Genomic DNA, 13,449 nt, shown 5'->3' on the forward strand with positions numbered 1-13,449 from the left:
AACAATGCCCGAAACGATGTTGCTGGCCCAGATGTTGGGCCTTTTGCTTGTGATCGGGGCGCTTGCAGGCGTTCTGGCCGGGTTGCTGGGGGTCGGCGGAGGTATCGTCCTTGTCCCCGCGTTCTTTTATGCGTTCCAAACCCTTGGCTATGGCGGCCCGCAACTGATGCAGCTGTGTTTGGCGACGTCGCTTGCCACGATCATTGTGACATCGGTTCGTTCAGTAATGGCGCATAACAAAAAGGGTGCAGTGGATTGGGATATATTGCGTGGCTGGGGCCCGGGTATCGTCATCGGTGCGGTCATCGGTGTTCTGGTCGCATCTGCCCTGCGGACCGAGGCCCTGCAGGCTTTGTTTGGCGTTCTGGGTATGGTGATCGGCGCGTATCTTGGGCTGGGCCGTGCTGAATGGCGGCTGGGCGATGTCATGCCGGGGGGGATCAAAAGGGCAGTTCTGTCGCCCATGGTGGGCTTTCTTTCGGTTCTGATGGGAATCGGGGGTGGCAGTTTTGGCGTTCCGCTGATGAGCCTTTATAACACCCCGATCCACCGTGCGGTCGCAACAGCGGCAGGCTTTGGTGTGATCATCGCAGTGCCGTCGGTTATTGGCTTTCTGTTTCTCGAAATTGCGCCCGAACACCGCCCTCCGTTGACAATCGGGGCCGTCAATCTTGTGGCCTTTGCCGTTGTTGTTGCGATGACGATGATGACCGCACCCTTGGGTGTGAAACTGGCGCATGCTATGGATCCGAAACCCCTAAAGCGGGTCTTCGCCGTGTTTCTGACGCTGGTGGCGCTGAACATGCTGCGGAAGGCAATTGGCCTATGAGTGATTTTTGGGCCAAGGGCTGGGTAAAGTTTGCCAATGACCCGTCGCTGGCCGAGTGGGTCAGCCATGCGTTGCCCGCAGCCCGCGCCTCGACTTCAGACTCGGCTCATGCGGAATGGTTAGACTGTGAAGGGACATGGTTCATCGGCGTAGATGCACTGCCCAACGACACGCAGGGTAGGGTTGGTCAGTCTGCGCCTTTATCTGGGCAAGCCGTGTCGTTTATTCGCAAACATTATGGTGATTTACCCCTGCACAAAGGGCAGGTGTCGGTCATTTATCCGGGTTACCCGCGCCCGCGTCGTGGTGAGAATGAGGCCGCGACCCGGTATCGCCGGAACCGGGATGCGGCCCATGTGGATGGCTTGCGTCCGATGGGACCAGATCGCCGCCGACGCGTGGATGAGCCTCATGCGTGGATATTGGGCATTCCCCTGACCGAGGTCAGCCCGGATGCGTCGCCCATGGTGTTGTGGGAAGGCAGCCACCACATTCTGGGCGCTGCGTTCAGGGATGCGCTGAATGGCAGGTCAAACGAGGCGCTGCACGAAGTTGATGTAACCGACATTTACCAGGCCGCGCGTCGCGAGGTGTTCGAGACTTGTCCACGGATTGAATTGCCCGCCAAACCCGGCGAAGCCTATCTGTTGCATCGCCACTGTTTGCACGGTGTTGCACCTTGGGCCGACGCCGCGACGGCAGGGCCAGATGGACGGATGATTGCCTATTTCCGCCCCGAATGTGCCGGAGGTGTAGCCGAATGGATCGAATCTGCCTAACCTCCTGCCGTTATTTGGCTTTGGAGGCATTGACGGATGATTACGGTCCATACGAATTCAGATGGCGCACTGATTGAGGTCGAGTTGTCGGGGCAGGTTACAAGTGCCGACTACACAAACACTCTGGTCCCCGCGATTGAAGCCGCGCTGGCCGAGCATGACTCGGTGCGTCTGCTGGCCATCGTGCAGCCCGAGTTCAAAGGATATGATCTGGGTGCGGCATGGTCTGACACGAAGCTGGGGCTAAGTCACTGGCGTGGCTTTGACCGGATCGCCGTTGTTGCTGATCAGGGGTGGGTGCAGACCAGTATTCGGCTGGCAGCCCCGATCTTGCCGTGCCCTGTGCAATTATTTGACTTGGCCGATCTGGAAGCAGCCCGCCGTTGGATGCGCGAGTCGCTGGGATCGATACACCTGACAGACCTGGGTGGGCCTTGTGTGCAGATCAGTCTGTTGGGCAAGCTGGACCCCGAGGAGTACAAGCAGGCAGAGCGTGATCTGGACGTATTGCTTCAGGATCGCGCCGGTTTTCGCCTGTTGATTGACCTGCGGGAATTTGACGGCTGGCAGGGGTTGTCTGCCCTGGCTGCGCATTTTCGGTTGGCCAGCCGCCATATCGGTCTGTTGGACCGGGCGGCCATTGTAGGGGACAAAAGCTGGCAGCATATGGCCCAGAAGGTTGCCAGTCATGTTCTGGGCACACGCACTCAGTTCTTCTCTTCTGAAGAGTTCGACAACGCGAAGAACTGGCTGGCGACAGGTTAGTTTCTGGCGGGATTCAAAAGATAGCGGTCAACTTTTGACCGCTTTTTTTGCCCGCAAACTCCGTTACGATTCGCAATCCACAGGCGGTTTTTCCGGGATCGCGCGGATTATTCGCCTTTTGCCACGTCGGCTGAGCCAAATTGTGACGTTAGGGAATTTTGCGTCATATTGGGTTTTTATTGATCAGCGCGTCAAAAAAGATCAAAACCCAGGTGTTTTCCCCCTAATTTTTACGGGAAACACCTTTAGCCACGCTTTGTCGCTGCGGGTCACCACTCACGTAGAACAGTCACGTTCAAGAGCTTGAACCCTCGGAGCTCGAACTCGACCCGCAGCGACATTGTTTTTTAAGCGGGAATTCTGAAATGACACTTAAAGGTCTGATAGGAAGATTTCTTAACCGCAGCACGTCGGACAATTGGCGCGTGACACAAAAACGCGAAGCTGTTCGGCACGACAAGGCGACGCGATCAGAGATGACTGTTTTGTTCCGCAAGGAATTGCGCAAACCGATCCCGCTCAGGGGCTGGCACGCTCAATCCAAAGCGCGAAAAAAAGTGGGCTGATAGCTCAGGAGCCGTTCAGTCGGGCTGCTCGTCCGCCACGCCGTTTGGCAAGCCGTGGTTTGCGCGAGGGCAGATCATCCATTATGTCGGCACGTTCGGAGCTGTCCATTTTGGACCAGCGCGTGATTTCGTCGATCGTGCGATAGCAGCCCGTGCAGATGCGTTCGGTCGGATGAACAACGCAGATCTGGACGCAAGGGCTTTCGACCTCATTCCGTTTCCACACCATATTCGTCATTGACGGTCTCCGACCTCGTTACAAAAAGCGCAGCCTGTCCAGCGCCCCTTGCAAGATATAACCGGCAGCAACGTGATCAATAACCTGTCCGCGACGTTTTCGTGTCGTATCCGCCTCAAGCAGTGCTTTTTCTGCCGCAACGGTGCTGAGCCGCTCGTCCCAGAAACCGATTGGCAGATCCGTCAAACGTGACAAGTTTCGCGCAAAAGCCCGCGTTGACTGGCAGCGTGGGCCTTCGGACCCATCCATGTTTTTCGGCAATCCCAACAGTATGCCGCCGATCTCACGGTCGGTCACAATCTCAATCAGACGAGCGGAATCCAAGGTGAATTTCTTGCGCCTAACTGTTTCCAACGGACTGGCCACGCCGCGCATCCGGTCAGAGACGGCAACACCGATTGTCTTTTCGCCAAGATCGAGACCCATCAATGCGGTCATCGGCGACAACGCCGCAGCGAACTCTTCAAAGACGTCATGGATCATTGGGCAATCCCGGCCTGCAACGCGGCTGCGTCAAGGATTTCAAGCGCTTCGGAATTCCCGGCAAATACTTGCATGGCCTCTTTGTGAATGTCGATGGCCCGCTGGCCCTGACCCAGAACGCCCAAGGCTGCGATCAGGCGAGCCCACTCTTCGGGCGCGCCGCCTTCGGTTGCCAGTCGGTCAGACAGTTGGTTCACCATTCCCTGAATCATCTCTTGCCGTTCTTCAGGGGTCAATTCGGCGGCGGCATTCACGTCGTCCTGGCTTGGACCTGACGCTGCACTCAGGTCCGGTGCATTGAAGACTCCTGCACGGAAAGCAAGTTCATCCAGTTGCGCCCGAATGGCCCCGGCCCAGGGCGCGCCGCTTGGGGCTTCCTGCAAGGTTTGCACCCACATGCGATAGGCCAGATCGGGCCGTCCGACCTGCGCCAGCATTTGCCCCCAATAATACCGGGCGGGCCCGTGGCGTGGATCTCGGTTCAATGCCTCGGTCAGGGCTTGTTCCGCTTCGGGCGAGACATAGCCGCCAGCCGCAAAGATCATCATTTCGGCAAGATCGGCATAGGCGTCCGCAGTTGCCGCATCACCGGACAGTTCGATTACCTTTTGCTGTGCGGTATATCCCGCCTTGAAATTACCTGCATTTGTTTCGTGTTGTGCCAACAGCATCTGGCCCTGCAGATCATTTGGACGGTTGGCGACTGTATCTCGCAGTTGTTTCAGCAGCGCCGCATAGCTTTCGTCCAGCTGTGCAGGCTGGGGCGGAGTCGCCAGTTGCTCGGCGGCGTTTTGGGGTGGTCGGTTGGCCCGGACATCTTCGGCAAGCTCCAACCGAGCCGTCAGTGGCATGTCCGGCAAACCGACGGCGCCGGTGCGATCATACAGCGCCATCGCTCCACCGATCAGGATCAGCGCGATCACCACCACCGAGACGATGGACACAGCCCGCGACGGGCCAGACGCGGCACCGCCCTTTTTCAAATTCTCGTCCGCAGCCAGAATGCGACGAGAGATTTCGGTGCGAACCCGTTCGGCGTCTGCCTCGCCAATCACGCCGCGCGCAAGGTCTTTATCAACCCCCGCCAATTGTTCGCGGTATACCTCAAGGTCATATGCGGCTGCAGGCTTTTCCGCGCGGCGGTTGCGCAGCAGGGTAAAGCAAAGGAAAGCCGCAATCAGAAGCGCGACAATGAAAATCAGAACCCAGAACGTCATGGTCCCTCCGAAGATGCTGTCCTGACTTAGACCTACGCGCCGCCCGACAAAAGGGACAAATGGCCGCGAATGAACGACATGTCGCAATAGTGCGATATTGCGGCGTTGCACGGCAGGGGTAAAATGCACGTACACGGCATATCTGCGCCCAATCACCGAACCGGATGGATTCGCACATGAAACATTATTCAGCCTTTGCTGTGGCGCGGGAAGCGCTGCGCTATCACACCGGATGGGAACGCGCCTGGCGTTCACCCGAACCCAAGAAGAAATATGACGTCATCATCATTGGCGCAGGCGGGCACGGTCTGGCGACTGCGTATTACCTTGGCAAGAACTACGGCATTCAGAATGTCGCGGTGATCGAAAAAGGCTGGCTGGGTGGTGGCAACACCGGCCGTAACACCACGATTATCCGGTCCAACTATCTGCAGGACCCTTCGGCAGCCCTTTATGAAAAGGCGCGGGGCCTCTACGAGGATCTTAGCCAGGACCTGAACTACAATATCATGTTCAGCCCGCGTGGCGTGATGATGCTGGCGCAGACACAGCACGAGATTCGCGGCTATCAACGCACGGCCCATGCCAACGCTTTGCAGGGCGTGAAAACTGAATGGATTACGCCCGAGCGCGTCAAGGAACTGGTGCCGATCATCAATCTGGACGGTCCGCGCTATCCGGTTTTGGGCGCGTTGTGGCAGGAACGCGGCGGCACCGCGCGCCACGATGCCGTGGCCTGGGGTTATGCCCGTGCCTGTTCTGCCATGGGGATGGACATCATTCAGCAATGTGAAGTCACCGGCGTGCGCTCGGATAACGGCCGAGTGGTTGGCGTCGACACCACCAAAGGCGCCATCGATTGTGACAAGCTGGGCATCGTCGTTGCCGGCCATTCCGGGCAACTGGCCGAAATGGCGGGTTTCCGTTTGCCGCTAGAAGCGATTGCATTGCAGGCACTGGTGTCGGAACCGATCAAACCCTGCATGGATGTGGTCGTGATGGCGAACACCGTGCACGGCTATATGTCTCAGTCCGACAAGGGTGAGATGGTGATCGGTGGCGGCACCGACGGGTTCAACAACTACACCCAGCGCGGCTCGTTCCATCACATCGAGGAAACCGTCCGCGCTTTGGTCGAGACCTTCCCCATGATCTCGCGCCTGAAAATGCTGCGTCAATGGGGTGGGATCGTGGATATGACCGGCGACCGGTCCCCGATTTTGTCCAAGACACCGCTGGGTGGCTGTTTCATCAACTGTGGTTGGGGGACTGGCGGCTTCAAGGCGATCCCGGGGTCCGGCTGGGGCATGGCACAGCTGATGGCCACCGGCCATTCGCCGCTAACCGAAGCCTTTACTCTCGATCGCTTCAAAGAGGGCCGCTTTATCGACGAAAGCGTCGCTGCTGGGGTGGCGCACTAATGGTGATCGTTCGATGCTCCAAAAGCTCCGCCGCGCGCTCCGCCGTGGCCAAGATGATCAACCGCGCGGGTGTGTTCGGCTTTGGTATGGGGGTCGACTCGTTCGGCCAGGTTCAAGTCATGCCTAAGAAAGTTCCGACCGCGTTTGCGTTCTGCGATAGCAATCAATATGCCGACGGCCAGAACGCCCCCGACTATAATGAAAACAATATCCATACAACGAATGTAGGCATTCAACGCGGTTCGTTCAACTTTGGCTTGATCGAAACCCGTTTTCAGCCTGCCGTCGAAAGGGTGACAAAATGCTGATCCTGACATGCCCATACTGTGGCGTTGCCGCCGAAGAAACTGAACTGGCTGCTGGTGGCGAAGCACATCTGAAACGCTATGGCCCCGGTTCGTCGGATGATGAATTCCACGACTACCTGTTTATGCGCGAAAACCCCAAAGGTGTTCACTTTGAACGCTGGCGCCATGCCAACGGCTGCGGCAAGTGGTTCCACGCCGCGCGCTGCACACAAACGCTCGAAGTCTTCGGCACCTATCCGGCCCAGACCACCGAGCCACCGCAAGAGATCAAGGACGCCATCACCGCCAAGCGCCCCGGATGGTCATGGAGAGAGTTCTCCGTATGATTCACGTTTTCAAAAACACTCCCGCCGGAGGCTCTGACGCCTCCACCTGCGAAAGGTCCGCACCATGAGCACCCGTCTCGCAAAACAGGGCCGGCTGATTGACCGGTCGAAAAAGGTCACATTTACGTTCAACGGCACTGCGATGCAGGGCTATGAAGGCGATACGCTCGCCTCGGCGCTGCTGGCCAATGATCAGATGATGATGGGCCGTTCCTTCAAGTACCACCGGCCGCGTGGCGTTGTCGCCAGCGGTGCGGAAGAGCCGAACGCTTTGGTTGGTCTGGGGCAAGGCAATCGTTTCGAGCCGAACCAGCGCGCGACAACGACCGAGTTGTTCAACGGGCTGAACGCGATCTCTCAGAACCACTGGCCGAACCTCGAGTTCGACATCGGTGCAGTGAACACGGCTTTGGCGCGGTTCCTGCCCGCCGGTTTCTACTACAAGACGTTCATCCATCCGAAACCGTTCTGGAAACACGTCTACGAGCCCTTCATCCGTCAATCTGCTGGTCTGGGCAAAGCGCCTGACAAAGACAGCCGCGACGCGGATACCTATGAACACTTCTACGCCTTTACCGATGTGTTGGTGATCGGCGGTGGTGTCGCCGGGCTGCAGGCCGCCAAAACGGCCGCGCAATCCGGTGCCAAGGTTCTGCTGATCGAGCAGACCGCGCATTGGGGCGGTCGCGCTCCGGTTGACGGCGGTACGGTGAATGGCGAGCCTGTGGATAAGTTCGTGGAACAATTAGTTTCCGAACTCGAAACAATGGACAACGTTACCATGCGCGCGCGCTGTATGGGCGCGGGCGTCTATGACCACGGTTATGTACTGGGATATGAGCGTCTGACAGACCATACGCCGGGTGTTCAGGGTCCGCGTCATCGGTTGTGGCGCATCCGGGCCAAACAGGTTGTCACCGCCACCGGCGCAATTGAGCGTCCGTTGTCATTCGCGGGCAACGATGTGCCGGGCGTGATGCTGGCATCTGCGATGCGCGACTATGTTGTGAACTGGGGTGTAACACCCGGTGAGCGCGTAATTGTTGCCACCAACAACGACGACGCCTATCGCACCGCGATCTTGTTGAAACAGGCCGGTGTTGATGTTCTGCGCGTGGTTGACGCCCGTGCATCTGCTGGCCCTCTGGCGCAAGAGGCGCGGGACCTTGGTATCCGCGTTGATCCTGGCAAGGCCATCGCGAAGGTCAAGGGCGGCAAACGCGTCAAGAAAGTCGCCATCTGTAACCAAGAGGGTATCGGCGGCGCGCGCGATGAGGTCGAAGCCGATGCGGTCGCCATGTCAGGCGGCTGGTCTCCGGTTGTGCATATGTGGTCGCACTGCGGCGGCAAACTGATCTGGGACGAGGCGCACGCGCATTTCCGCCCCGATCCTGATCGCCCACCGCTAGGTGCTGATGGTGAAGGCTTTGTTCTTGCTGCTGGCAGCTCGAATGGTCCGTTGGCTCTGGCGGATGTGCTGAAAGACGCAGACGCAGCGGGTAAAGCCGCAGGCAAGGCAGTCGGTCACACGCCCAAACGCACCAAAGCCCCGGTTGGTGAAACCACTGCCGAGGCACCGATGGAAGCTGTTTGGCTGATGCCTGCCAATGCTGAAATCCAACTGCGGGCTAAGTCCTGGCTGGACTTCCAGAACGATGTCAAAGTGTCCGACGTTCAGCTGGCGGCGCGCGAAGGGTATGAAAGCGTCGAGCACACCAAGCGTTACACCACGCTGGGCATGGCGACCGATCAGGGTAAGCTGAGCAATATCAACGGCTTGGCGATCCTTGCTGATGCACTTGAGTCAGAGATTCCCAAGGTCGGCACCACCACCTTCCGTCCGCCCTATACGCCCATTTCGATGGGTGCGATCGGGGGCGAGGCGCGGGGTGAAGTATTCCAGCCGATCCGTCAGACTCCGATGCACAACTGGCATGACAAGAACGGTGCCGATTGGGAACCTGTCGGCCACTGGCGCCGGACATATGCCTATGTTCGTCCCGGTGAATCCGTGCATGACGCAGTGAACCGCGAAGTGAAGAACACGCGCGAAAACCTCGGATTACTGGACGCATCGACACTGGGAAAACTGATCGTCAAAGGGCCTGATGCAGGCAAGTTCCTGGACATGATGTACACCAACATGATGTCCACGCTGAAGGTTGGCAAATGCCGCTATGGCCTGATGTGTTCGGAAAACGGCTTCCTGATCGACGACGGTGTTGTTGCCCGCATCGATGAGGATACGTGGCTGTGCCACACCACCACCGGCGGGGCCGAGCGCATCCATGGTCACATGGAAGAATGGCTGCAGACTGAATGGTGGGATTGGAAAGTCTACGTCGCCAACGTGACCGAGCAATATGCGCAAGTCGCCGTGGTCGGACCGAACGCGCGCAAGGTGCTCGAGAAACTGGGCGGCATGGATGTCAGCAAAGAGGCGCTGCCATTCATGGAATGGCGTGATGGCAAGATCGGTGACTTCGATTGCCGCGCGTACCGCATCTCGTTCTCGGGTGAGCTGTCCTATGAGATCGCTGTTCCTGCAAGCCAAGGTCAGGCATTCTGGGATGCCTTGATGGAGGCGGGTAAAGAATTCGGAGTGATGCCGTACGGCACCGAATGTCTGCACATCCTGCGGGCCGAGAAGGGCTTTATCATGATCGGTGACGAGACGGACGGCACCGTGATCCCGCAGGATCTGGGGCTGCACTGGGCCTTGTCGAAAAAGAAAGAGGATTACCTCGGTAAGCGGGCCCATTCGCGCAGCCATATGACCGATCCAGAGCGCTGGAAACTGGTCGGTCTTGAGACTGTGGATGGTTCTGTCATTCCCGACGGTGCCTATGCGGTGGGCGAAGGCGTCAACGCCAACGGTCAGCGCAACATGATCGGGCGCGTGACCTCGACCTATTACTCGGCCAATCTGGGCAAAGGCATCGCCATGGGCCTGATCAAGCACGGCCCGGATCGCATGGGTGAGATTGTCGAATTCCCAGGCACCGACGGTAAAACCTACAAAGCCAAGATCGTGGACCCGATCTTCTTCGACAAGGACGGGGAGAAGCAGAATGTCTGAACCCATCAGCGCACTGAACCACGCCAGCTATGACGGCATCGCCAAGATCGCGGAATGTGGCCTGCAAGGCATGATCACCCTGCGCGGTGATCTGTCCGACAAGGTGCTGGCCAAAGCCGTCAAGGACGCAACCGGGCAGAAAGTGCCGGGTCAGCGCGAGGCGTTGGTCAAGGGCGACACCGGCGTGGCTTGGATGTCTACCGATGAATTGCTGGTGTTGGTGCCTTACGCCGAGGTCGAGGCCAAACTGGCGGCAATGACCAACGCGCTCAGCGGCACGCATGCTCTGGCGGTCAACGTCTCGGATGCGCGTGCGGTATTCAGCATCTCGGGTGCCAGCGCGCGTGAAGTATTGGGCAAGCTGGCCCCGGTTGAGCTGTCGGCAGAGGCATTCCAACCCGGCCAGATCCGCCGTTCGCGCCTTGCGCAGGTGGCTGGCGCATTCTGGATGGACGACGATCAGACCTTCCGCGTTGTGTGCTTCCGCTCCGCTGCGGACTACGTCTTTAAATTGCTGAAGGTTGCCGCGCAGCCGGGCAGTGAGGTTGGCGTTTATTGATAGAAAGTTAAAAGCCCCGGATCATCCGGGGCTTTTCTCAGCATTGGACACTACAAGTGCCAACACCATATGGCTTGTTCGCAAAGTTACCATGCAAAAAGGCCATGCGCACAGTAACGGACTTATCAGAAGGTTTGAGGTTGGCCTGATAGCGAACACGAACGTTTCCGCCTGCGGCCATGGTTTGATCTAGGTTCCAGACAACACGATAGCCTTTCGCGCCTCGATCTTTAAATTGTGCCGCCTCCCATTCCTGGTAAGAGCTGGCTGCCTGTGCCGACGCTTGGGCTGTATCAATCTTGAACCCATACTCTGGCGCGATCCAGCCGTGGGCGTCCTGTTTTGTCATCTTACATACATAAGTAACGGTTTCGGCCGCTGCGGTTTGTGCAAATGCAAGCGCGGCAATCGTCAATAAAAATCTTTTCATTTCATCCAGTTATTTTTGGTTTCGGATGAGTGCAAACAACCCAACACATCCAGAAGATGCAAGGTCAATTCGTTGAAGTTTGTAGAATACCGGCCCCGGTGTTTCTTTATTGTAAAAGGATTGTACGATACCGGTTTAACCCCTCCGGGTTCAAAAGCTCCGCCGTTTTCAGCGGTTGCATCTTGTCATCCGAGAGAGAGGGGTAAAAATCCAGCGCCTCCAACAAACCGGCCACCCGGTCGCGTCTTTCAGCCTCGGGCAGCAAAGGAGCGTGTAGCGACAAAAACAGGGCAGGGCGATGTTCTCTGAGCCACGGGGCGAGGGTTGGTAAGACAAAGAACTCTGCGCCCTCGATATCCATCTTAACCAACGACACGCCGGACAGATCATTTATAGACGCGAACTGATCCCAGGCGATGGTCAACGCGTCAGAGCCATGCGCCCCGTCATGCAGAAGCGAACTTGTGGAATCCCCCGGCTCGCCCCGAACGGACGCCATGCGGGCCACGCCAAACTGGTCCGACAGGGCGACGCCAAAGGCCGAGACATTGTGAACGTCATTCAGATCCAGGTTCCAGGCCAGATGCCGGTACGCGGTGGGGTCGGGTTCGAAGCACCACACATGCCGTGCTTTTCGTGCGCCATAAAGGACGGTGGGACCGATCCAAGCCCCGATGTCCAGATAATCGCGATCTTGGGAAAGGAACTGATCCAGAACCGCAAAGGTCTCCTGCTCCCAAGCGCCAGTAGACGCTTTGCGCCAGAATTTTGAATGATAGGGGTCCAAGCGAAAGGGCTCGCCGTTCAGGGTGCCTGCATAGTATCCGCGGGCGCGGTAAAACATCTTGCGCGCCTGTGTCAGCATCGCGGACCTCCGGGTTTTATCGTCTCGCCCCTTGACCTGCGGCGGCTGCCACAGCATTTAACCGTTGGGAACCGCAACTTTAATTTAACAGGGGGCCGACATGGCTTTTGAACTTCCTGATCTTCCTTATGCACATGACGCGCTGGCAGCCAAGGGTATGTCCGCGGAAACACTGGAATATCACCACGATCTGCACCACAAAGCCTATGTCGACAATGGCAACAAGCTGATCGCCGGCACCGAATGGGACGGCAAGTCGCTGGAAGAGATCATCGTTGGCACCTATGACGCAAACGCAGTGGCGCAAAACGGTATCTTCAACAACATCAGCCAGCTGTGGAACCACAACCAGTTCTGGGAAATGATGGGCCCCGGCGCGGGCGCGATGCCCGGTGAACTGGAAAAAGCGCTGACCGAAAGCTTTGGCTCGGTTGACGAATTCAAATCGCAGTTCAGCGCGGCTGGTGCCGGTCAGTTCGGTTCGGGCTGGGCCTGGCTGGTCAAGAACGCCGACGGATCGCTGGCCGTGACCAAGACCGAGAATGGCGTGAACCCGCTGTGCTTCGGTCAAACCGCACTGCTGGGTTGCGACGTGTGGGAGCACTCGTACTACATCGACTTCCGCAACAAGCGCCCGGCATACCTGTCGAACTTCCTCGACAATCTGGTGAACTGGGAAAACGTCGCATCGCGGATGTAATGAGTTGAACCGACGTCGGTTTATAAAGGGCCTGCTGGCGGTGACGCTGGCAGGTCTTGTCACGTCAGCCTACGGGTTTTTCATCGAACCCGCAGTGCGGCTGCGCGTGCGCAAATGGCGCGTGCGTCGGGACGATTGGACCGCATCACCTCTCAGGATTGCGGTGCTGTCCGATTTGCACGTGGGCGAACCCTATGTTGGTCTGGATCGCATAAGGCAGGTTGTGCGCCGTACAAACGCGCTGGCACCTGATGTTGTCCTGCTGCTGGGCGATTTCTTCGCAAGCCACAAAGGGGTCTCTGAAACCGTCGAGATGCAGGATCTGGCACCTGTATTGGCGGGGCTAGAGGCAAAGAACGGTGTCTTTGCCGTGCTGGGCAATCACGACTGGTGGGATGACAAGCCAGCACAGCGCCGTGGGGCAGGACCCAATCGCTATACCGAGATTCTGGAACAGAACGGCATTTCGGTTTTGTCTAACACCGCCGTGAAACTTGAAGCCCCCGGCATCTGGCTGGCAGGGCTTGAGGATCAACTGGCGATCTGGCGCAACGGTAAACCAAAAGGGCTGGACGATCTGGAAGGAACTTTGGCGCAGATCACCGACGATTCCCCGGTTGTGATGATGGCGCATGAACCGGATGTTTTCCCTAAGGTGCCAGACCGGGTGGCCTTGACCCTTTCGGGGCATACACATGGCGGCCAAGTGCGCCTGTTTGGGTGGTCGCCCGTGGTGCCGTCGAAGTTTGGCAACCGGTTCGCTTATGGCCATGTGCGCGAAGGTGCGCGTGATCTGGTGGTGTCGGGGGGGATCGGATGTTCCATCTTGCCAGTTCGGTTGGGCGTGACGCCCGAAATCACCGTCGTAGAGATGTCGGCCTAAA

Annotated in this window: 16 protein-coding genes; 11 read left to right on the forward strand and 5 right to left on the reverse strand. The window is 58.0% G+C overall.

Translation table 11 applies throughout. The annotated features are described in order from the left end of the window. Positions 1 to 4: 4 nt before the first annotated feature. From ACXADZ_RS06305 to ACXADZ_RS06320, 4 genes are all read left to right on the forward strand, one after another. The gene (locus tag ACXADZ_RS06305; protein WP_171090837.1) at positions 5 to 829 is read left to right on the forward strand and encodes a sulfite exporter TauE/SafE family protein; all 825 of its coding nucleotides are present in this window, start codon (positions 5 to 7) and stop codon (positions 827 to 829) included. Next, positions 826 to 1,608, forward strand: coding sequence for a hypothetical protein (locus ACXADZ_RS06310; RefSeq protein ID WP_475193827.1), 783 nt, complete (start codon positions 826 to 828; stop codon positions 1,606 to 1,608). The genes ACXADZ_RS06305 and ACXADZ_RS06310 overlap by 4 nt, the downstream gene beginning before the upstream one ends. A 36-nt stretch (positions 1,609 to 1,644) precedes the next feature. Continuing rightward, positions 1,645 to 2,373: a SpoIIAA family protein gene (locus ACXADZ_RS06315; protein WP_171668502.1), complete on the forward strand. Its 729-nt coding sequence runs from the start codon at positions 1,645 to 1,647 to the stop codon at positions 2,371 to 2,373. 425 nt (positions 2,374 to 2,798) lie between these two features. After that, positions 2,799 to 2,939 (forward strand): hypothetical protein, encoded by a 141-nt coding sequence (locus ACXADZ_RS06320; protein WP_475193829.1) that lies wholly within the window; start codon positions 2,799 to 2,801, stop codon positions 2,937 to 2,939. A 4-nt stretch (positions 2,940 to 2,943) separates the two neighbouring features. Here the strand turns inward: ACXADZ_RS06320 and ACXADZ_RS06325 are convergent, their stop codons facing one another. The 3 genes from ACXADZ_RS06325 to ccmI are packed head-to-tail and all read right to left on the reverse strand — an operon-like array spanning position 2,944 to position 4,877. Then, on the reverse strand, positions 2,944 to 3,177 hold the full coding sequence (locus ACXADZ_RS06325) for a DUF1289 domain-containing protein (RefSeq protein WP_171090831.1): 234 nt from the start codon (positions 3,175 to 3,177) through the stop codon (positions 2,944 to 2,946). An 18-nt stretch (positions 3,178 to 3,195) separates the two neighbouring features. Further along, entirely contained in the window at positions 3,196 to 3,660 is a 465-nt protein-coding gene (ruvX, locus tag ACXADZ_RS06330; RefSeq protein WP_171090829.1) for a Holliday junction resolvase RuvX, read from the reverse strand. After that, positions 3,657 to 4,877 (reverse strand): c-type cytochrome biogenesis protein CcmI, encoded by a 1,221-nt coding sequence (gene ccmI, locus ACXADZ_RS06335; RefSeq protein WP_475193835.1) that lies wholly within the window; start codon positions 4,875 to 4,877, stop codon positions 3,657 to 3,659. The genes ruvX and ccmI overlap by 4 nt, the downstream gene beginning before the upstream one ends. A gap of 176 nt (positions 4,878 to 5,053) precedes the next feature. On the opposite strand from ccmI, the gene ACXADZ_RS06340 reads away from it, so the two are divergent. The 5 genes from ACXADZ_RS06340 to ACXADZ_RS06360 all read left to right on the forward strand — a co-directional run bounded on the left by ACXADZ_RS06340 (position 5,054) and on the right by ACXADZ_RS06360 (position 10,570). Continuing rightward, positions 5,054 to 6,298: a sarcosine oxidase subunit beta family protein gene (locus ACXADZ_RS06340; protein ID WP_171090825.1), complete on the forward strand. Its 1,245-nt coding sequence runs from the start codon at positions 5,054 to 5,056 to the stop codon at positions 6,296 to 6,298. Continuing rightward, complete coding sequence (locus tag ACXADZ_RS06345; protein ID WP_475193843.1) at positions 6,298 to 6,606, forward strand: hypothetical protein; 309 nt, start codon at positions 6,298 to 6,300, stop codon at positions 6,604 to 6,606. The genes ACXADZ_RS06340 and ACXADZ_RS06345 overlap by 1 nt, the downstream gene beginning before the upstream one ends. Then, positions 6,600 to 6,932, forward strand: coding sequence for a sarcosine oxidase subunit delta (locus ACXADZ_RS06350; RefSeq protein WP_475193848.1), 333 nt, complete (start codon positions 6,600 to 6,602; stop codon positions 6,930 to 6,932). The genes ACXADZ_RS06345 and ACXADZ_RS06350 overlap by 7 nt, the downstream gene beginning before the upstream one ends. Before the next feature lie 64 nt (positions 6,933 to 6,996). Next, the gene (locus ACXADZ_RS06355) at positions 6,997 to 10,011 is read left to right on the forward strand and encodes a sarcosine oxidase subunit alpha family protein (protein WP_475193852.1); all 3,015 of its coding nucleotides are present in this window, start codon (positions 6,997 to 6,999) and stop codon (positions 10,009 to 10,011) included. After that, a complete protein-coding gene (locus ACXADZ_RS06360; RefSeq protein WP_475193855.1) occupies positions 10,004 to 10,570 on the forward strand; it encodes a sarcosine oxidase subunit gamma in 567 nt (188 codons plus the stop codon). Before ACXADZ_RS06355 ends, ACXADZ_RS06360 begins: the two co-directional genes overlap by 8 nt. A gap of 37 nt (positions 10,571 to 10,607) precedes the next feature. Here ACXADZ_RS06360 and ACXADZ_RS06365 read toward each other — a convergent pair whose 3' ends face one another. Together ACXADZ_RS06365 and ACXADZ_RS06370 are read right to left on the reverse strand one after the other, a co-directional pair. Further along, a complete protein-coding gene (locus ACXADZ_RS06365) occupies positions 10,608 to 11,000 on the reverse strand; it encodes a hypothetical protein (protein WP_475193859.1) in 393 nt (130 codons plus the stop codon). 106 nt (positions 11,001 to 11,106) lie between these two features. Beyond that, the gene (locus tag ACXADZ_RS06370) at positions 11,107 to 11,865 is read right to left on the reverse strand and encodes an FkbM family methyltransferase (RefSeq protein WP_475193863.1); all 759 of its coding nucleotides are present in this window, start codon (positions 11,863 to 11,865) and stop codon (positions 11,107 to 11,109) included. A gap of 100 nt (positions 11,866 to 11,965) precedes the next feature. On the opposite strand from ACXADZ_RS06370, the gene ACXADZ_RS06375 reads away from it, so the two are divergent. Both ACXADZ_RS06375 and ACXADZ_RS06380 read left to right on the forward strand, forming a co-directional pair. Further along, positions 11,966 to 12,565: a superoxide dismutase gene (locus ACXADZ_RS06375; RefSeq protein ID WP_298381235.1), complete on the forward strand. Its 600-nt coding sequence runs from the start codon at positions 11,966 to 11,968 to the stop codon at positions 12,563 to 12,565. Between the two features lie 4 nt (positions 12,566 to 12,569). Further along, on the forward strand, positions 12,570 to 13,448 hold the full coding sequence (locus tag ACXADZ_RS06380; RefSeq protein ID WP_475193867.1) for a metallophosphoesterase: 879 nt from the start codon (positions 12,570 to 12,572) through the stop codon (positions 13,446 to 13,448). Position 13,449: the final 1 nt, after the last annotated feature.

Source organism: Ruegeria sp. ABM4_193 (genome assembly GCF_056158705.1).